The sequence below is a fragment of the Pediococcus parvulus genome (assembly GCF_964063155.1).
GTDB classification, from domain to species: domain Bacteria; phylum Bacillota; class Bacilli; order Lactobacillales; family Lactobacillaceae; genus Pediococcus; species Pediococcus parvulus.
The window spans coordinates 1,002,067-1,020,885 of the sequence record NZ_OZ061292.1 but is presented as its reverse complement, the minus strand read 5'-3'; the positions used below and the strand labels follow the sequence as shown (position 1 = coordinate 1,020,885).

17 protein-coding genes are annotated in these 18,819 nt (G+C 38.1%); 3 read left to right on the top strand and 14 right to left on the bottom strand.

What is annotated here, in order from left to right; all coding sequences use genetic code 11:
• Nucleotides 1-18: 18 nt before the first annotated feature.
• From AB3217_RS04950 to rnz, 3 genes are read right to left on the bottom strand one after another with little or no spacing between them, the layout of a single operon-like run.
• Nucleotides 19-360: a lipopolysaccharide assembly protein LapA domain-containing protein gene (locus tag AB3217_RS04950; RefSeq protein ID WP_057784424.1), complete on the bottom strand. Its 342-nt coding sequence runs from the start codon at nt 358-360 to the stop codon at nt 19-21.
• Between the two features lie 11 nt (nt 361-371).
• Nucleotides 372-1,187, bottom strand: a complete 816-nt coding sequence (locus tag AB3217_RS04945) for an SDR family NAD(P)-dependent oxidoreductase (RefSeq protein WP_367365752.1) — start codon at nt 1,185-1,187, stop codon at nt 372-374.
• A 15-nt stretch (nt 1,188-1,202) separates the two neighbouring features.
• Entirely contained in the window at nt 1,203-2,129 is a 927-nt protein-coding gene (gene rnz / locus AB3217_RS04940) for a ribonuclease Z (protein WP_367365751.1), read from the bottom strand.
• Between the two features lie 177 nt (nt 2,130-2,306).
• On the opposite strand from rnz, the gene AB3217_RS04935 reads away from it, so the two are divergent.
• Together AB3217_RS04935 and AB3217_RS04930 are read left to right on the top strand one after the other, a co-directional pair.
• A complete protein-coding gene (locus AB3217_RS04935; protein WP_057784421.1) occupies nt 2,307-2,579 on the top strand; it encodes a hypothetical protein in 273 nt (90 codons plus the stop codon).
• A gap of 14 nt (nt 2,580-2,593) precedes the next feature.
• Nucleotides 2,594-3,382, top strand: a complete 789-nt coding sequence (locus AB3217_RS04930) for a hypothetical protein (RefSeq protein ID WP_367365750.1) — start codon at nt 2,594-2,596, stop codon at nt 3,380-3,382.
• Between the two features lie 141 nt (nt 3,383-3,523).
• On the opposite strand, the gene AB3217_RS04925 is transcribed toward AB3217_RS04930, so the two are convergent.
• The 5 genes from AB3217_RS04925 to AB3217_RS04905 form a co-directional block, all read right to left on the bottom strand.
• Nucleotides 3,524-5,524, bottom strand: coding sequence for an acyltransferase family protein (locus AB3217_RS04925; protein WP_367365749.1), 2,001 nt, complete (start codon nt 5,522-5,524; stop codon nt 3,524-3,526).
• A 27-nt stretch (nt 5,525-5,551) separates the two neighbouring features.
• Nucleotides 5,552-6,847 carry a GTPase ObgE gene (gene obgE, locus AB3217_RS04920; protein WP_057784419.1) on the bottom strand — a complete coding sequence of 432 codons (1,296 nt, stop codon included), beginning with the start codon at nt 6,845-6,847 and terminating at the stop codon, nt 5,552-5,554.
• Between the two features lie 128 nt (nt 6,848-6,975).
• Nucleotides 6,976-8,769, bottom strand: coding sequence for an excinuclease ABC subunit UvrC (gene uvrC, locus AB3217_RS04915; protein ID WP_068805544.1), 1,794 nt, complete (start codon nt 8,767-8,769; stop codon nt 6,976-6,978).
• Between the two features lie 150 nt (nt 8,770-8,919).
• Nucleotides 8,920-9,663 carry an amino acid ABC transporter ATP-binding protein gene (locus AB3217_RS04910; protein WP_367365748.1) on the bottom strand — a complete coding sequence of 248 codons (744 nt, stop codon included), beginning with the start codon at nt 9,661-9,663 and terminating at the stop codon, nt 8,920-8,922.
• Nucleotides 9,653-11,131, bottom strand: a complete 1,479-nt coding sequence (locus tag AB3217_RS04905; RefSeq protein ID WP_057784416.1) for an ABC transporter substrate-binding protein/permease — start codon at nt 11,129-11,131, stop codon at nt 9,653-9,655. The genes AB3217_RS04910 and AB3217_RS04905 overlap by 11 nt, the downstream gene beginning before the upstream one ends.
• A gap of 188 nt (nt 11,132-11,319) precedes the next feature.
• Here AB3217_RS04905 and AB3217_RS04900 point away from each other — a divergent pair, with 188 nt between their 5' ends.
• A complete protein-coding gene (locus AB3217_RS04900) occupies nt 11,320-11,469 on the top strand; it encodes an SPJ_0845 family protein (RefSeq protein WP_186806965.1) in 150 nt (49 codons plus the stop codon).
• A gap of 413 nt (nt 11,470-11,882) precedes the next feature.
• On the opposite strand, the gene AB3217_RS04895 is transcribed toward AB3217_RS04900, so the two are convergent.
• The 6 genes from AB3217_RS04895 to tuf all read right to left on the bottom strand — a co-directional run bounded on the left by AB3217_RS04895 (nt 11,883) and on the right by tuf (nt 18,710).
• A complete protein-coding gene (locus tag AB3217_RS04895; protein ID WP_057784494.1) occupies nt 11,883-12,170 on the bottom strand; it encodes a nucleoside triphosphate pyrophosphohydrolase family protein in 288 nt (95 codons plus the stop codon).
• Nucleotides 12,171-12,172: 2 nt separating this feature from the next.
• The gene (gene yihA, locus AB3217_RS04890) at nt 12,173-12,763 is read right to left on the bottom strand and encodes a ribosome biogenesis GTP-binding protein YihA/YsxC (RefSeq protein WP_367365747.1); all 591 of its coding nucleotides are present in this window, start codon (nt 12,761-12,763) and stop codon (nt 12,173-12,175) included.
• A gap of 114 nt (nt 12,764-12,877) precedes the next feature.
• A complete protein-coding gene (clpX, locus tag AB3217_RS04885; RefSeq protein WP_057784495.1) occupies nt 12,878-14,125 on the bottom strand; it encodes an ATP-dependent Clp protease ATP-binding subunit ClpX in 1,248 nt (415 codons plus the stop codon).
• Nucleotides 14,126-14,255: 130 nt separating this feature from the next.
• A complete protein-coding gene (gene tig, locus AB3217_RS04880) occupies nt 14,256-15,587 on the bottom strand; it encodes a trigger factor (protein ID WP_057784496.1) in 1,332 nt (443 codons plus the stop codon).
• Nucleotides 15,588-15,925: 338 nt separating this feature from the next.
• Complete coding sequence (locus AB3217_RS04875) at nt 15,926-17,302, bottom strand: ISLre2 family transposase (protein WP_068806374.1); 1,377 nt, start codon at nt 17,300-17,302, stop codon at nt 15,926-15,928.
• Between the two features lie 220 nt (nt 17,303-17,522).
• On the bottom strand, nt 17,523-18,710 hold the full coding sequence (gene tuf, locus AB3217_RS04870) for an elongation factor Tu (protein WP_057784497.1): 1,188 nt from the start codon (nt 18,708-18,710) through the stop codon (nt 17,523-17,525).
• Between the last annotated feature and the right edge of the window lie 109 nt (nt 18,711-18,819).

The following is an 18,819-nucleotide window of genomic DNA, read 5'->3' as shown; positions in this document are numbered from 1 at the left end:
CTCACAATCTCACAGAAACTAAAGCTCTTCAAGATTATGATTTTTTTGCCCATTTTCGTTACTAACATTGTTTACACGTCGTTTTAATGATTCATTTTCTTCACGGAGGTCATCAATCTTTTTGGTAGCAACATCCATTTCCACTCGTTGTTGTTTTTTTTGTGCCATCACTGTACCCATTGACACTAAAAAAGTGATCAATGCTCCGGCAACTAAGGAAACTAAAATAACCAAAACAAGTGGCCAGTGCACCGTGGTAAATAATAAACTCAAAGGAACTTCATTCACATTGACGACAGCGAAAAGCGCCACCAACAAAACTAAAATTAAAATGATAATAACTCGCCATTGATTCTTCATATCTATATTCCTTACTTTCGATTAAAAAAAGAACTACTTGCCAACAAATCACCAAAGTTTGGGAAAAGCTCGTACCCACGATGAATAATTTCCATGTAGGTCGGTGCATTGATTTCACGGCGTCGATAGCCAACTGCCTCAACAATTTGATGAGCAACTTTTTCTGGCGACAAGGCAAGTAACTTAACAGCGTCAAAATAATGACCACTTGGATCCGCACGCTTAAAGAAGTTTGTATCCATTGGTCCTGGATTAACGGTTGTCACCTGAACACCTAATGGCCGTAATTCAAGGCGCAAAGCATTTGAGAAACCAATTTCTGCAAACTTAGTAGCAGAATAAGCAGTCGATTTTGGTGTTGCAATCTTTCCCGCAACGGAAGCAATGTTAAAGATTTGTCCCCGGCCCATTTTAATCATTTGTTGCGCAATTTTTTGAGTCACATACATTAGCCCTAAAACATTCACTCGAAACATTTTCTCAACTGGTTGCATCTCAATATCTTTGAAAGGTTCAAACAAGCCAAAACCTGCGCTATTAATCAAAACATCAATTGATCCAATGTCTTGCAAAACGTGCTCTAGTTGGTGATCAATAGCTTCAGAATCTGAAACGTCAAGCTTGACCACAAACGCGTCAGCTTGCGAAATTTCCTTACATCTCTCAGCCACTTTGCGAAGTTCTTCCACATTACGTGCACACAAAACGACACTAGCCCCACGTTCTGCCATTTCATAAGCAACTAATTTACCCAAACCACTTGAAGCACCGGTAATCAAAACCAACTTACCTTCGAGATTACGCAGCTCTTTTAACCGCGCTAACATATGATCACTCCTCAATTATCTAAGTGGAATATTAATAACATCAAAATCGTGAACAACTTTTGTCGCTTTAAACACTGTTTGAGCTTGCTTTTGCAGTTCATTGGCCATTTTACCAGTATATCGCGCCGAAATATGTGTCAAAATGAGCCGATGAACATTAGCTTGTTTGGCAATTCCTGCCGCCTGCACATTTGTTGAATGATAGTAATTACGCGCCAGTTTGCTCTCATTTTTAGCGAAGGTACTTTCATGAACTAATACGTCAGCATCCTTTGCAAGGACCAAGCTATTCTTGGTTTTTCGAGTATCACCCAAAATGGCAACGATTCTTCCCCGTTGCGGTTTGCCAAGAAATTCTTTGCCATCAATCTCTCGACCATCTTCAAGTGTGACTTTTTCGCCACACTTTAGTTGCCCATAAACTGGCCCTGATGGTATGTGAAGCTGTTTAAGTTTTTCAACCTGCAATTGTCCTGGATGTGATTTTTCAACAATTCGATAACCGACACTTTCAATACGGTGGTCCAACCGCAAAAAAGAAACTTTAAATTTATTATCTTCAAAAATCACGCCCTCGTCTCCTAGCTCAACAAAGCGAATTGGATAGGAGAGATGTGAATCTGAAATGCGCATTGCCGTTTGAACGAACTGACGAATGCCTTTGGGTCCGTAAATAATTAATTCTGATTCGCCGCCTTGAAAAGAACGACTACTTAACAATCCTGGTAGGCCAAATAAATGGTCGCCATGTAAATGCGTAATGAAAATTTTGTCAATTTTTCGAGGTTTAATATTGGTGCGCAAAATTTGTTGTTGCGTGCCCTCACCCACGTCAAAAAGCCAGATCGAATTACGCTCATCTAAAAGCTTCAAAGCCACACTTGTCACATTTCTAAATTTACCGGGAACACCTGCTCCGGTTCCTAAAAATTCTAATTCCATAACACGTCGTTCCCCATTTACTCTTGTTTATAAATCCTACCTAAATACCATACCACAAAACTGCCCTGATTTGCTATGGCAACCCTCTTAGTTTACACTTCATATGGTATCTGTAATCAATTATAATTAATTTTGTAACAAATAAACCAAATTCAAACGATATAATGGAGAATACAAATGCGATTAGTCGATTTTAATTTATCAGTGGCCGAACTTGATCCACATTTACAAGTGTATTTTGTTCAGGATAAACGTAATTTTCCGGTCGAATCTTTAAGAATTGAAGACAACTGGTTAATTATGGTCGCCGGTAAAAAAGCCTTAACGTTGGATCAATTTAAGGCTAGAGCTCAAACAATTAGTGGTGCTGCCCAACTTGCGTTTTCAAAAAATGGCCCCCATAAGTTATTTGGCTATCATTTACGTAGTGGTAAGTTAATTTTAGGATAAAGGATGAAACCAACATGAAAAAAATTGTCATATTTTTACTACTCAGCACAACATTTTTAACCGGGTGTGGAAATTCAACTCACGAAACACGCTATCAGGACAAAGGAAAAGTTACTTTCAAAAATCAAAATAAAAATGTCCATAAAAACAGCGGTTCAATTAGTAAAGAAAGTAGTGCCTCAGCTTCCAGTGCATCTGCTTCTTCGACAAACAATTCCACAAATACCAAAGAATCATCAAGTTACACAGTTCCAAAAAACATTAAAAAAAGCGCCAGATATGTTGCCCATGGTGATTTAAACTTGCCTAAGCAGTTTTCTTATGATTCTTTTGGGACAAAGTTAACCCTTGATAAGATCAAAAAAGTTGATCAAACCATCATCAACCGGCCGCTCCAATTTCAAATCAAACAGGCTCGTTTGATTAAAAACGAAGCCAAAACGGCAAAGGCTAAAAAAATGGTTTCCACGGCGTTTAGCAATACAGGTATTGGTTCTACCTATTACACTTTACAAATTAAATACACGATCAAAAACGAAAGTAACTCTACAATAATTGTTGGCGGTCTTAATTATGTCAAGCTTTCTGCTAATTATGCTGGTACACCGATTAGCAATATGGTTGATAGTTCTGCTGGCAAACAGATTAGGGCAGGAAAAACAATTAACACGACGGTAGTTACTTTGGTTCCAAATAATCTCGCAAACAGACTACACAGTTGTTCCATTCAATTTTCAAGCACCTATAGTATCAGTGGCAAATCCCTTTCTAAAGATTCACTGGTTACAAAAATTCCATTTTAAATAAAAAAGTTGCAGAATCTCTGCAACTTTTTTTGTGTATACGTATTAATTTTTGAAACATGTTCAAGCATGATAGTAATTAAGCCTGGAGTTTAGCGAAGCCCAAAAAACTCAATATTTTACTTTTCCAAACTCTCGAATTTAGTCTTCACTACCGTACTTAACAATTGCTTTTGTCACAAGCGTTGTATATTCTTTGCTACCTTCAATATTAGGATGGACATGATCTCCATAAAACCATCCGGTTTGTTTCAGGCTTGCATCATACCAATCAATCACATGAATATTTTTGTAACGCTTTGCGGAATTGGCAATCGTCTTATTAACCGTCGATTCCCAATTCTGAGTAGGAACATGCACATTTACCCAGAATATTTCCCGTTTACTGCCAACCACGGACACAATTGTCTTTAACTGCTGAGTTGTAAAGGCACCATTAGTGCCCAAATTTATTAGAACATTACTACTCAAGTTACCTTGGGCGGCCAACTGTTTTAATAAACTTGTTGCTTGCCAAACTTGTCTACCAACCTTTGCCGAAATATAGGCATTAGGAAATACCTCCTGCAAATCATCAGAAGTATCAGCCATGATGGAATCACCGACCCCGGTCACTGACATTTTTTGAGCCAATTTTACTTCAGAAGGCTCCAACTTGTACTTTGTTTTGATTTTTCTTTCCGCATCGGTTAGCTTGATGGCTTTTTCTTTTTTAATACTGGCCAACTGTGCCTCTCGCTGCTTTTTCTTTAATTTAGCTAGTTTTTGTGCTTCTAAAGCTTTTGCATTTTGTTTTGATGACTTTTTCTTATTTTTTGTAATATTCAATTGTAAGGCACTGTGGTGATTGCCATTTTTGCCAGAACCACTAACAACTCCAACACTAGCAACTATCAAAATCAGAATCACAGGAATTGCAATGTACCGTTTGTTGCCAAATTTTGAGTCTCGTCTAACCAAATTTCTCAAGAAAATAAAAGGATTCCCGAAATTGAAATGAGCTAATGGCACTTCAACAAAGCGATAGGAAAAGTCACTTATGATCACAATGATCACGGCTTCCATCAACGGATGAACAGCAATATTTACTACTGCTTTTTCATAAAAAATCATGACAGGAAACTGATATAAATAGATTCCGTAACTTCGTTTACCAATCCAAGCAAACAATGGATTACTAAACCAATTACCAAATTTGGTTCCCGGATGTGCAATTACAGCAATTAAAATCACAGAGAATATCGAAAATAACAACATCCCACCATGATAGGCAAAATTTCCGGTTCCACTTAATGTCAAACCCATCCAAATGATTACTGCTAGTGACCCAAGTCCTAAAACATTGAGTACACAGCGACCATTTTTATTAAGCTTTGGATTCAAATGAGTCGATGGCCAGAGAAAAGCCAATGCAGCTCCCAATAAATAGGGAGTCATCCGTGTGTCCGATCCGTAATAAACGCGATTAGTATTGGACGGATCATAGAGAATAAACATCAGAATCGCTGAAACAATTGCCAAACCGTTTAAAATACCCAAAATATGGCCCCGATTTTTAAAGGTAATTAACAAACCGATAAGCACAATGGGCCAAATAAAATAATACTGGCCAATTACTGATAGATACCAAAGATGGGTAAATGGTGATTCACCGTTATATCTATCAAAGTAGGATTGACCATTACCAATTTGCCACCAATTATAAACGAAAAGTAAATTAGTCCACACAATACTACGAATATTTTCCAGTAGGTTGCGAGCAAACAAAGTCATATAAGCTGTAGTTGCGATTAAAACAACCACCAAAGTTGGGTAAAGCCGTTTAACCCGTCGTTTATAAAATGATAGTACCTTAATTGAACCATTTTGATCCCACTCTTGTACAAACAAATCAGTAATTAAATAACCAGATATGGCAAAAAAGATGGATACACCTAAATACCCACCCTTAACGTCATACGGTAAAAGATGGTAAAGAATAACACCCAATAATGCTAAGGTTCTAAGCCCATCAAAACCACTAATATAACGACTATTCTTCAGTCTTTTCCCCTGTTCTTTTTTTACTGATTGATTATTTTCATGGGTTGAACCACTGCTTCTCCCGTTTTTGCCAAGAGAATTTTGTTTTTCATAATCCATACACAATTCCTCTATAAATAAGTTAACCTACTCAACAAATTCAAACGTAAAATCAAGAATTCGGACAGTATCCCCATTCTTAATACCGGCCTTGCGAAGAGCATCGTCAACTCCCATACCACGCATTTGACGCGCAAAACGAATTAAACTGTCATCATGTTCGGTATTCGTCATCTTGAATAACCGCTCAAGCTTTTCACCAGATAATACCCAAGTGCCATCCTCATCTTGTTCAATTTTAAATGCCTTTTTAGGTGTATAAGCATACGTGACGTCATCGTCTGAAACAACTGGCGTTTCAATTGGATCTGGTGTTGTTTCAAGAACATCAGCTGTATGTTGCATTAATGGCTGAAGACCTTTATGTGTGACAGATGAAATCGGAAAAATATCTGGAACTTCATTTGGACCAACAGATTTTTGTAATTTTTCACGGAACTTCTTTAAATTTTCTTCTGCATCTGGCATGTCCATTTTAGTAGGCACAATAATTTGCCGACGCTTGATTAAATCGGGATCATATTTGCTTAATTCTTGATTAATCTTTTCATAACTTTCAAACGGATTTTCTTCCTCTACGCCACTCATATCAACCAAATGTAGTAAAACTTTTGTTCGCTCTACATGACGAAGAAATTCAAAGCCTAGGCCAACTCCTTGTGAAGCACCTTCGATTAATCCCGGGATATCAGCAATGACAAAGTCGCGTCCGTCATCAAGTTGAACCATCCCTAAATTTGGAACCAACGTTGTAAAGTGGTATTCAGCAATCTTTGGTTTGGCACTTGTAACAACTGAAAGTAACGTTGATTTCCCTACTGAAGGAAATCCTAACAAGCCAACATCAGCTAACAAACGTAATTCAAGTTGCACACTGATTTCTTGACCAGGTTCCCCATTTTCAGCAATTTCAGGTGCGGGATTTTTTGGACTTGCAAAATGCATATTTCCGCGACCGCCGCGACCACCTTTGGCAATAACCAAAGTATCATCGTTATCCACTAAATCACCAATCACGGCGCCAGTTTCTGTATTTTTAACAATGGTTCCCCCTGGAACACGAATGACCAAATTTTCTGCACTCCGGCCAGTCATTTGTTTATTCATACCATTACTACCAGATGCAGCTTTGAATTTACGCTGATAACGAAAATCCATCAAAGTTCTTAATCCGGAATCCACTTTAAAAACTACGTCGCCACCGCGGCCACCATCGCCACCAGCAGGCCCGCCGTTGGGAACAAATTTTTCGCGACGAAAAGCAACTACTCCATTACCACCGTTGCCGGCTTTGATATTAATTTTAACTTGATCAACAAACATATTTTTCTCCAATACTGTTTAGCGTGACTTTTTCTAATCTAATAGTCCTATTTTAGCAGATATCAGTCTTATTTTATAATGATTCTGAATTCTTTTTGTTTCAGATTAATCTATGCGGCTATTTCCATCTATACTTTGCTTTTAATGGATCCACTTAGGGAAATTTTAATCGTTTTTGCCACATTCTCCGGAATGCCCAACTCACGCATGTCATCCACACTTGCTTCTGCAATTCGTCGCATCGATCCAAATTTCCGTAAAAGTTTATTTCGCGTTTTTGGTCCGACCCCAGCAATATCATCTAGCCGTGAACTCAAGGAGTGCTTCGTGTGCACCTGTCGATGAAAAGTAATAGCAAACCGGTGCACTTCATCTTGAATGCGTTGAACCAAATAGAAGCCTTGGCTCTTTGGATCTAACAATACATGCTTGTCTTGTGGACCAAAAAGCAAATCAGCCGTTTTATGTTTATCATTTTTAACCATTCCAGCAACTGGAATCTGAAGATTTAATTCATTTACCAGCACATCTTTGACTGCATTTAACTGGATATCCCCACCATCCATTAATATCAAGTCAGGCATGCTCTGATGTTCCTTTAAAAGCCTTGTGTAGCGTCTTCGTATCACTTCACGGGTACTTGCTGCTTCATCCGCATGATCCACCGTGGTGAGCTTGTACTTACGATACATCTTCTTATCCGGTTGACCGTCTGTAAAAACAACCATTGCTGAAACAAGATCTGCTCCTTGAATATGAGAATGATCAAAAGCTTCAATTCGATGTCCAGTCGGAATTCCAAGAGCATCCGTAATTTCTTTCATTGCCCCCACTGTCTTAGAATCATCAAGTTCAAGCAACCGAAACTTCTCTTCCAAAGTGATTTTGGCATTTTCCTGAGCCAAATTCATTAAATCACGTTTTTGGCCTCTCTGAGGTGTGCGAACAGGAATCTTCAAGATATCACTGATAACCTGGTTTTCAATGCCGGCTGGCACAAGAACTTCGTTTGGAAGCAAATTATTCTTTTGATTATAAAATTGCAGAATAAAAGTGGTCAATTCCTCGGTTGCCGTACTAACAACTGGAAAAAGTCGTTTTTCACGCTTCATTAAACGTGCTTGTCGAATAAAAAACACCTGAATCGAGAGCCATCCCTTATCCATGTAAAAGTTGAAGAGATCTCTTGGTGTATGATCATTGGAAATGATTTTTTGCTTTTCAACCGTTACTTCAATATAGTGAATCTGATCACGAATATCAGCCGCCCGTTCAAACTCTAAATTTTGAGAAGCCTCATCCATTTGAGTAACAAGATGCTTTTTCACAGTCTTCACATTTCCATTCAAAAACGATTTAATGCGGGTAATTTGTTTTGCATATTCTTCTTGCGGAACTGTTTTAAAACAAACACCCAAACACTGCCCCATGTGATAATACAAACATGGTCGGTGCTGAAATCCTGTACACCGGCGTAAAGGATACACTTTTTGCAAAAAGTGTAATGTTTCTTCTGCCGCATAAACATTAGGATACGGGCCAAAATAATAAGCACCGTCTTTTTTTACATCCCCAGAAATCAACATCTGTGGGTCTCTTTCATTGGTAATCTTAATGTACGGATAACCTGTTCCCCGTTTTAGCTTGATATTAAAGTACGGTTGGTACTTTTTAATTAACGTAATCTCTAGTAAGAAAGCTTCCTTATCACTAGATGTGACAATATAGTCGAAATCGGCGATCTCAGAAACTAAACGGGCCGTTTTTCCGTCATGAGAGCTTTTAAAATATGAACGGACACGATTTTTTAAATTTTTTGCTTTTCCTACGTAAATAATCTGGCTATTAATATTTTTCATTTGATAACAACCAGGTAAATCTGGTAGCAAAGCTAACTTATGCTCAATGTGCTCTGATGCCATCCGATTTCACCTCCTAGTGTAAAGAACTTGTAATATTATAACGCCTTTCATGGCTTAGGGCAACAATAAAGCCAAACGTACATTCGCTTGTAAAAAAACAAAAACATACCATAAGATTTTACTCTTATCGTATGCTTTAAACCGACAATTTTATTGAACCAATACCTTTGACAAAAAATCTTGAGCACGTTCACTTTTTGGATGATCAAAAAATTCTTCAGGGGTTCCCTTTTCTTGAATGTACCCACCGTCCATAAACCAAATCTGATCGGCTACTGACCGTGCAAACCCCATTTCATGGGTAACAACAACCATCGTCATACCAGTTTTAGCCAGCTCTTGCATAACCTTCAAAACATCACCAACCATTTCTGGATCTAAAGCAGATGTCGGTTCGTCGAACAACATTACTTCAGGTTCCATTGCAAGTGCTCGGGCGATTGCAACCCGTTGCTGCTGACCACCTGATAAGCTACTTGGATAAACAGCGCCCTTATCAGACAAACCTACTTGAGCCAGTAATTTCTCGGCTGTTTTTGTGGCATCTTCATCTGATAAATTCTTAACCTTCATAGGAGCCAATTTAATATTGTCAATTACTGTCATATTAGGGAAGAGATTGAAACTTTGAAAAACCATCCCCATTTTTTCACGGAGTTCATCTAGTTGCTTTTCTTTAAGATTAGTAAGATCCGTGCCTTCAAATAGCACATGACCATCACTTGGCTGTTCTAATAAAGTTAAACAACGGAGAAACGTACTTTTACCTGCTCCAGATGGTCCAATGACACAAATAACTTGCCCTTTTTCAACAGTTTCAGAAATATTTTTTAACACTTCGGTTTCATGATATTTTTTATTTAATTTTTGAATGTCTAGAATTTTAGTTGGCATGTTTCATTCTCCCTTCAAAATAACCCAAAAGTTTCGAAAGACCAAACGTAACAACAAAGTATAACAGCATTGCCACAACAATAGGCGCAACTCCACGATAAGTATCAGACTGAACGATCTTCAATTGATAAATCAAATCGGTAACACCAATAATTGAAACAATTGAGCTTTCCTTGATTAATGAAATGAATTCATTTCCAAGTGCTGGCCAAATATTTTTTATGGCCTGTGGTAAAACAACATAACGCATCGTACCTTGTTTGGAAAGCCCTAGGCTCCTAGCCGCTTCCGTTTGCCCTTTATCAACGGAATTAATTCCTCCACGAATAACTTCGGCAACGTACGCACCACTATTAAGAGATACGGCAATAATCCCTGAAGTTAAAGCTGGCAAATTAACGATTAATCCAATTCCAAAATAAACAAACATAATTTGAACCATCAAAGGTGTGCCTCGCACAAATTCAATGTATGCTGTTGACACTAGTTTTAATAATTTGTTTCTGCTTAAACGCATAAATGCTAAGATAGTTCCTAAGATAAAACCAAAGAACACAGAAAACGCGGAAATAAGTAAGGTATAACCAATCCCTTTAGCAAAGTATTTCCAATAGTGAGTCATTGATGTATCGACTGTATTGGTCTTCATATGGGTTCCGGCTTCTTTTAAGTAAACTTTGTTGATTAAATCTTTCTTATTAATCTTGGCCAAGCTTTTATTTACGGCTGCAGCAAGGGTAAATGAACCCTTTTGGAAGGCCACTGCTGAACTACTTTCGTTAGAGCTCAAATTAAAATTACCATTAATCAAACTGAGTTGTGGATTGTTTTTGACGTATGCTTCAGCACTTGGTTTTTCCATCACAATTCCGTCAATTTTATTGGTTTGCAGGGCTAAAATTAAATCAGCACCTTTATCGAATCCTTTTACAGTCACATTAGAAATTTGTTTTTTTGCCATGTTGTACTGCATGGTTCCGGTTTGTGCGCCGACGGTTTTACCAACAAATGACTTTTTGCTCTTGTAGATACCGGCATCCTTTTTATTAATAACGATATCTTGACCACCCTTATAATAAATATGCGAGAAGGTCACGTTCTTTCGACGAGCAGCGGTTGGATTCATCCCAGCCATAACCATATCAACCTTACCCGTTTGGAGGGCAACAAGTAAGGAATCGAAATCCATGTTTTTGATCTTAAGTTTTACGCCGAGATCTTTTGCCACCTGCTTGGCAATGCTGATATCCATTCCCACATCAATACTCTTGCCATTTTTAGTGGCTTGAAATTCATAAGGAGCATAATCAGGACTGGTTCCTAAAACCAAAACGCCTTTCTTCTGAATCTTTGCCAATGATTGATCGTTTGAACTCGTCTCAGAGCTAGCAGCGTTGATACTTCCAAATGGCAATAGGGTAAACAACAATCCAACAATTGTAATAATTTCTAAAAACTTTTTTTTCATAATCGCAACTCCCTGCATCAAATAGAATATATGAAGTATAGCTTCTTTTGATTATTTATGCAAGCTTTATTAGAAATAAATTTGTTTTATGCACGTTTTGAACGCTATATTCGCTTTTAAATGTATATTTCTTAATTTGCTGACAGATGATATAAAATCTGTTATGATAGGCGCAAGGAGTGATGAGAATGGGTTTGAAAATTAAACAAGAGATTAACCTTGAAAAGATGTTAGATAAATTTGTTGCACCTGTAGAAGACAAAACTACAGCAGACAAGAAGAATAAGTTTCTGAAACGCAACACCGAAACAAAGAAACCTAAAAAGCAAAAAAAATGAGCGAATTTTCGACAACTTGCCGAAATTCACTCATTTTTTGTTTACTCATCTAAAGGTCGAAAGTATCAAAATTATTATATCAGTGTGTTGATCGCAAAAATTAGACTTAGTCTGGAAGCAAATGGGCTCAGTAGTGTCGTTTATCTTAGCGGGTTTCGCTTAGATAAAGGCCGAGCTTGGAGACGTGGTTTGCGGCTCCAAGTCGTGCCCACTATTCCGCCTAGTAATGATGATTTTCGTTCCGAAAATCTTTCTTGCTCCTGTCGATGTCGATTCTTGTGGCAAGCTCGGCCGCAAGAACTCGCACTACGTTCCAGCCCAAATTTGCTGGAAGACGGTACTTTATCTAATTTTGCTACCATGAACTTTTCGTATCAACTAACAAGATAAGTTTTTGTGGTTTCAACCCTTAGTTACTCATTTGCTGGATAACGTTGATTTAAGGTTTCGATATTTTCTTGTGCCACTTGTTCAAAAGGAATGTCAGCCCATTCTGCAACCTGTGATAAATACCACAAAACATCGCCCATTTCTTTTGTTAATTCGTCGCGATCCAAATCCTTACCATGAAAAGTATAGTTTTTAACTAAATCAACAACCTGACCACTCTCACTAGCTAAACCTAAGGCACAATTTGTTAAAACCTGTTCATTGCCAAACAAAGTTCTGTTTGCTTTTTTTTGATAATCATTAAATTCCATTGTTAGTCCTCCTCGATACGCTTCTCAATCCATTGCCAAACCTGATCCTTACCCATTTTTGTTTGAGCTGAAAAAAGTTGAAATTCATCGAGTTCGCTAAAATGGAGTGTCTTCTTGATCAAACTTTCACTCTTGTTCCACTTACCTCGGACAACTTTGTCACTTTTAGTCGCCACAATTAAAATAGGAATTTCATAATAATGAAGCCAATCATACATCGTGACATCGTCCTCACTTGGCGCATGCCGAGCATCAACTAAAGAGATGACTCCCTTAAGCTGTGGACGCGTGGAAAGATAGGTTTCAATCATTTTCCCCCATTTTTCTCGCTCTGTTTTGGACACTTTTGCATAACCATATCCAGGGACATCAACGAAGTAAAGTTGATCTTCAACATTATAGAAATTCAAGGTTTGCGTTTTTCCCGGTTGCGAGGAGGTTCGCGCATAGCTATTACGGTTAATTAAAACATTTGTTAATGAGGACTTGCCGACATTAGAACGACCGACAAGCGCAATTTCTGGATAACCAGTTGTTGGATACTGAGCTGGAGCCACTGCACTCATGACTAACTCGACATTATGAACTTCCATTTCTTGTACCACCTTTTTAATCTTGTCTAATTTTACCACATAAAGATTGCAATTTTTAATCAAAAAAATAATGGTTTCCAAATTAGAAACCATCATTCTTTTATTTCCAGCTATTTAAGAAGCTTTCTTATCTTTCAAAATTAATTCTGGTTCTGCATGATCAACAACTGTGCGTTTTGTCACCGTTACTTGTTCAACATCATCACGAGATGGAATATCGTACATTATATCACGCATAACTTCTTCAATGATAGAACGTAATCCACGAGCCCCAGTATTGCGCTCAATCGCCTCTTCAGCAATTGCTCGTAAAGCTTGGGGTGTGAAATGTAGTTTAACATCATCCAGTGATAATAGCGTCTTATATTGTTTAACCAATGCATTTTTGGGTTCAGTTAAAATACGAACCAAGTCATCAGTAGTTAATTTTTCTAAAGCGGTAAGAATAGGCAAACGACCAATGAATTCAGGAATCAACCCAAACCGCAATAAATCTTCTGGGATCACTTGTTGCATAAGACTCTTGGACTCATCAATAACCTTATCAGTATCAGTTCCAAATCCGATAACCTTGTCACCCAAACGGCTCTTCACAATATCTTCAATACCATCAAAAGCTCCACCAACAATAAATAAAATGTTAGTAGTATCAATCTGAATGAACTCCTGTTGCGGATGCTTGCGTCCGCCTTGGGGTGGAACATTAGCAATCGTGCCTTCCAAGATCTTAAGCAAAGCTTGTTGAACACCCTCACCAGAAACATCACGCGTAATGGAAACATTTTCGCTCTTTTTAGCAATTTTGTCGATTTCATCAATGTAAATAATCCCCTTTTCGGCCTTATCTACATCATAATCAGCATTTTGCAAAAGTTTTAAAAGAATATTTTCAACGTCTTCACCCACGTAGCCAGCTTCAGTCAAAGTTGTCGCATCTGCAATTGCAAATGGTACATTCAAAATTCTTGCTAAACTCTGCGCCAAAAAAGTCTTACCAGATCCTGTTGGCCCAATAATACTGATATTACTCTTTTGTAATTCAACATCGCCTTCATCAGCACTTTCCATCTGATTAATTCGCTTGTAGTGGTTATATACAGCCACAGACAATGTGCGTTTAGCTTCTGTCTGACCAATGACATACTCATTTAATTTATTGACAATTTCAGCTGGTGTTGGAATATCAGAAAATTCTTCTGCACTCTCACGTGAAACTTCTTCGTCAATAATCTCTTTACATAAATCAATACATTCGTTACAAATATAAACTCCGGGACCAGCAACAATTTTCTTTACTTGATCCTGAGTCTTTCCACAAAATGAACAAGTAATTGTCCCTGTGTTATCGGTGTTATCTAACAACCAACTCACCTCTCTAATGTTTATAAGAACATCATAACAAAAACCTTGGTTTTAAGCTAACAACTCGTTTTAAAAAAGAATCCATCAAGGAACTCAATGGATTCTTTTTAAATTCAAAATTTGATTTGAACTATTTAGCATCTTTTGCTGTATCGTCTTTTTTAGCAGCTTTTGCTTTACTTTCTTCTACAGCAGAATCAGTAATGACAGCAACAGCCTTCTTTACAGCGATATCATGCTTCAACATGTCTTCAGAAAGAGCCTTCTGAACAGCACTTTCTTCCATACCATATTGTGAAGCCAAGTCTTTGATTTCAGAAGCAACTTCATCATCAGTAGGAACAATTTTTTCAGCTTCAACGATAGCTTCCAAAACTAAGTTAGTTTTAACTCGGTTTTCAGCACCATCTGCCAATTGTTTCTTCAAATCATCTTCAGAAGTACCAGTGATCTTGTAGTAAGTCTTAGGATCAATTCCTTGTTGTTGCATGTTTGCCAAGTATTGGTCGAGTTGACGTTGAACGTCTTCATCGATCATTGCTTGAGGAACTTCTTTGACTTCGGCATTATCAACAGCCTTTTGAATTGCTTCGTCTTCCTTAGCTTGGGCAGCAGCATCATCTTTTTGTTTCTTCAACTCATCATGAGTCTTAGCCTTTAATTCATCTAAAGAATCAACTTCCTCATCAACATCTTTAGCAAACTCATTGTCTAATTCAGGTAATTCTTTTGTTTTAATTTCATGAATTGTAACAGCAAATACAGCTTCTTTACCTTGAAGATCTTCAGCATTGTAATCGTCAGGGAAAGTTACCTTAACGTCTACTTTATCATCAGTATTGTGGCCAACTAACTGTTCTTCAAAGCCGGGAATAAATGAATTAGAACCAAGTTCCAAGTCATAGTTTTCAGCTTTACCACCATCAAATGCCTTACCATCAACTTTTCCTTCAAAGTCAATTGTAACTGTATCACCATTTTCAGCAGGTTTGCCCTCTTTTAAAACAAGTTCTGCTTGTTGCTCACGTTTCTTTTCAATCTCAGCGTCAACTTCTTTAGAAGTTACACGATGACCTTGTTTAGCAACGGTTAGGCCTTTGTAATCACCTAGTTTAACGTCTGGTTTAACTGTCACAACAGCCTTCAAAACCCATGCCTTGCCTTTTTCCATGCTATCAACATCGATTTTAGGTTGGTCTACTGGTTCGATTTTTGTTTCTTCAATAGCAGCTTCATAAGCTTCTGGAAGCACAATGTTCAAAGCATCCTCATAGAGTGCTTCTTCACCATACATTTGATTAAAAATTTGGCGTGGGACACGTCCTTTTCGGAATCCAGGTACATTTAATTGTTTCCGAGTCTTTTGGAAGGCTTTATCTAAACCTTCTTGAATTTTATCGGTGCTAATTTCGAAAGTTAATTCGCCATTACTAGCACTCTTTTTTTCCCATTTTGCAGTCATTATTTTCCCTCCGACAATAAAAAAGTGGTTTTACAATTTGTATTGCATACGGATACTAGTTTACCGTATACGACTAGAATTGTAAATGCTTATGTTCTCAATGTATGTGTCAAGTTTTAGTAGGTAGTGTCTCTAATTAGATTTTATTTATGTTTTTAACTACTTTTTGTTTCGTTCCGGCGTTGATGCGGGGCCGTGTGGGTCGCTTACGAGCTAACTTCTTGCCCTTCAGGCCAAAAGTGGATCTCTCCAGTCTCCCATGTCTCTAAGCGATAAATCGCTAAGTGACATCGACACACTCTTTCACCAACGCCTCCGCTCCACCTGTTATTCAAATCCTATGAAATAGCCTTCACCAAATTACCCATAGCACTGCTAGTTGCTGCGTCTAATGAAATACTGCCGTGCCTAATTCCTTGATGTTGCGTAAAAGGCTGTTTAAGAAAATAACTAGCGGCCACTTTAACTGGCATGATGCTTATTGGCAAGGTATTGGGCATCTTTATCATTGCTGTTTCTAATTGCCCGTTAATTTCACTGGTAATCACCGCAATCATCGCCTTCAATCCAGCTTTACTCCAAGAGCGACCTTGATGTTTTAACCGATAGGTAAAGCGTCGATGATTACTTTCACAGCCACCTAAACACACGGTTTCGGTAGCTAAGCTTCGCTTGTCAGCTGGCTTTAAATAATTCCAGTTACGTTTCAAGTAACTCCGTAAAAGCTGAATTGCTTCCAGACTATCCGCATAATTGGCTTGGAACTCACACGTATCAAGGACAATTTGAACTTGATCATTATCCCAATTATGCACACCCTGAAATAGTTTACTTTGCAGAATTTTAGGCATCTTGCTTAATCGACTACGAATTTTTCGGTTCAAGTGATAACGATCTAAAAAGTGCTCATGTTTTTTGGCCCCAACCGCTAATTCATCAAAGCAGGATGGTTCATAGCCACTCCCATTATCGCTACCGGTAATCATTGTAGTTGCTCGTAAATCATAATTCTGATCGAGATAATCTTGTACTTGATTAAAAACTGCTTGCCGGTTTAATCCCGTAAATACATGTCGGTTTAACGTCTGTCGGCGCTGGCCATTTTGGCTAATACCTTCCGTTAGTTGCAGTCGATGAATAAAGACATTTTTATGGTGTTGCTTAGCCTTTAAGGCCACACAAAAGGCATCGCCTTCCAAATACAGATAAGGAACTCGCCGTTTCTTTTCGATGTTCACTAATGTGGTTTCTTCACGCTGCTTTTCACATTGCGTACCGGCTGCTTGATAAAGTTGACCAACTTTTTGATGACTGATAGAAAGTGGGGTTAAAAGGTTAACAGCCAAAGCTGTTGTCCGTAAAACACTATGTGAAGCTAGCTTGGCAACCTTTTCGACCATTAAGGGTGAAAATCTACTTCGTGGAATTAACTGCAAATAACGATCCAAAGGAAAGACATACTTTTTATCAGCTAGCTTCACTAACCGGCGTTTGAAAGTTACGGCCCCACACATGAAATTCAAAGTTCTTTCGCGTTTACCAACAATTTCTTGGTATTTTGTTTCACCAATTAAAAGATCATCCAACTCTTCTAGTGCTTGACCTAAAGCAGTGGCAATCAACGCTTGACACCGAATCATTAAATCTTGTTCCGCATTAAATAAACTATTACTATCCTTTAAAACTGTCATGATTTCTGTTAAGATTTGAGACATGAAGACCGTTACCTCCTAATTTTTGGCTACCAACCTAATTAGAAGATTAACGGTCTTCTCGTGTTTTGAAAAGGCTTTTTTTCACTTTCCTACTAAAACTTTACACTAACGTTCTCAATATCGGGCATAACACCACATTTTCAACGTTTTCACCATTTAAAAGCATAAAAAAGACCCGAAATTTTCATTCCGAGTCTTTTTAGTGTGTTTTGAAAACTAATTAGTCATCAATTTCAGAAACAACACCGGCACCAACAGTATGGCCACCTTCACGAACAGTGAACTTAGTACCTTTTTCAATGGCAACTGGTTCGATAAGTTCTACAGTAAATGTAACGTTATCACCAGGCATTACCATTTCAACGTTATCTGGTAATTCAATGACACCAGTAACATCAGTTGTATGGAAGTAGAATTGAGGACGATAGTTTGAGAAGAATGGTGTATGACGACCACCTTCCTCTTTCGTCAAGATATATACTTCTGACTTGAATTTCTTGTGAGTCTGGATTGAACCAGGTGCAGCAAGAACTTGTCCACGGACAACTTGGTCACGGTTAATACCACGGAGCAATACACCAACGTTATCGCCAGCTTCTCCTAAATCAAGAGTCTTACGGAACATTTCAAGACCAGTAACAGTTGACTTCAATGGTTCGTCTTTCAAACCAACAATTTCAACTTCATCACCGATTTTAACTTCACCACGATCAATACGACCAGAAGCAACAGTACCACGACCAGTGATAGTGAAGACATCTTCAACAGGCATCAAGAAAGGCTTGTCATTGTCACGTTGTGGTGTTGGGATATATTCATCGATAACATCCATTAAGTGAAGAATAACTTTTTCTTGTTCTGGGTCGCCTTCAAGTGCCTTCAAAGCTGAACCACGGATTACAGGAACATCGTCACCAGGATAATCGTATTCTGATAACAACTCACGAACTTCCATCTCAACTAAGTCAACCAATTCGTCATCATCAACTAAATCAGTCTTGTTTAAGAAGACAACGATATAGTCAACACCAACTTGATGAGCAAGTAAGATATGTTCACGTGTTTGTGGCATAGGACCATCAGTTGCAGCAACAACTAAGATGGCACCATCCATTTGAGCAGCACCAGTGATCATGTTCTTGATGTAATCAGCATGTCCTGGAGCATCAATATGAGCATAATGACGTTTCTCTGTCTCGTATTCAACATGGGCAGTATTGATTGTAATACCACGTTCACGTTCCTCTGGAGCAGCATCAATATCAGCATAATCTTCAGCTTTAGCTAAACCTTTGCTAGCTAAAACCTTTGTAATTGCTGCTGTTAAAGTAGTTTTTCCATGATCAATATGGCCAATTGTACCAATATTTACATGGGGTTTTGTTCTTTCGTAATGTTCTTTTGCCATTAATACGAACCTCCTGTATTTTTCGTAAGAATTACTCAGCCCTTGGCGTGGCTGGATTCTTTAAAAACTATTATACTACATCCTCATGAAAAGGCAAAGGTCTCGCCTA

What these genes read in the sequence shown, in the direction of transcription:
- AB3217_RS04950 (WP_057784424.1), bottom strand. Translation starts at nt 360, where the DNA reads ATGAAGAATCAATGGCGAGTTATTATCATTTTAATTTTAGTTTTGTTG.
- AB3217_RS04945 (WP_367365752.1), bottom strand. Translation starts at nt 1,187, where the DNA reads ATGTTAGCGCGGTTAAAAGAGCTGCGTAATCTCGAAGGTAAGTTGGTT.
- rnz (WP_367365751.1), bottom strand. Translation starts at nt 2,129, where the DNA reads ATGGAATTAGAATTTTTAGGAACCGGAGCAGGTGTTCCCGGTAAATTT.
- AB3217_RS04935 (WP_057784421.1), top strand. Translation starts at nt 2,307, where the DNA reads ATGCGATTAGTCGATTTTAATTTATCAGTGGCCGAACTTGATCCACAT.
- AB3217_RS04930 (WP_367365750.1), top strand. Translation starts at nt 2,594, where the DNA reads ATGAAAAAAATTGTCATATTTTTACTACTCAGCACAACATTTTTAACC.
- AB3217_RS04925 (WP_367365749.1), bottom strand. Translation starts at nt 5,524, where the DNA reads ATGGATTATGAAAAACAAAATTCTCTTGGCAAAAACGGGAGAAGCAGT.
- obgE (WP_057784419.1), bottom strand. Translation starts at nt 6,847, where the DNA reads ATGTTTGTTGATCAAGTTAAAATTAATATCAAAGCCGGCAACGGTGGT.
- uvrC (WP_068805544.1), bottom strand. Translation starts at nt 8,769, where the DNA reads ATGGCATCAGAGCACATTGAGCATAAGTTAGCTTTGCTACCAGATTTA.
- AB3217_RS04910 (WP_367365748.1), bottom strand. Translation starts at nt 9,663, where the DNA reads ATGCCAACTAAAATTCTAGACATTCAAAAATTAAATAAAAAATATCAT.
- AB3217_RS04905 (WP_057784416.1), bottom strand. Translation starts at nt 11,131, where the DNA reads ATGAAAAAAAAGTTTTTAGAAATTATTACAATTGTTGGATTGTTGTTT.
- AB3217_RS04900 (WP_186806965.1), top strand. Translation starts at nt 11,320, where the DNA reads ATGGGTTTGAAAATTAAACAAGAGATTAACCTTGAAAAGATGTTAGAT.
- AB3217_RS04895 (WP_057784494.1), bottom strand. Translation starts at nt 12,170, where the DNA reads ATGGAATTTAATGATTATCAAAAAAAAGCAAACAGAACTTTGTTTGGC.
- yihA (WP_367365747.1), bottom strand. Translation starts at nt 12,763, where the DNA reads ATGGAAGTTCATAATGTCGAGTTAGTCATGAGTGCAGTGGCTCCAGCT.
- tig (WP_057784496.1), bottom strand. Translation starts at nt 15,587, where the DNA reads ATGACTGCAAAATGGGAAAAAAAGAGTGCTAGTAATGGCGAATTAACT.
- AB3217_RS04875 (WP_068806374.1), bottom strand. Translation starts at nt 17,302, where the DNA reads ATGTCTCAAATCTTAACAGAAATCATGACAGTTTTAAAGGATAGTAAT.
- tuf (WP_057784497.1), bottom strand. Translation starts at nt 18,710, where the DNA reads ATGGCAAAAGAACATTACGAAAGAACAAAACCCCATGTAAATATTGGT.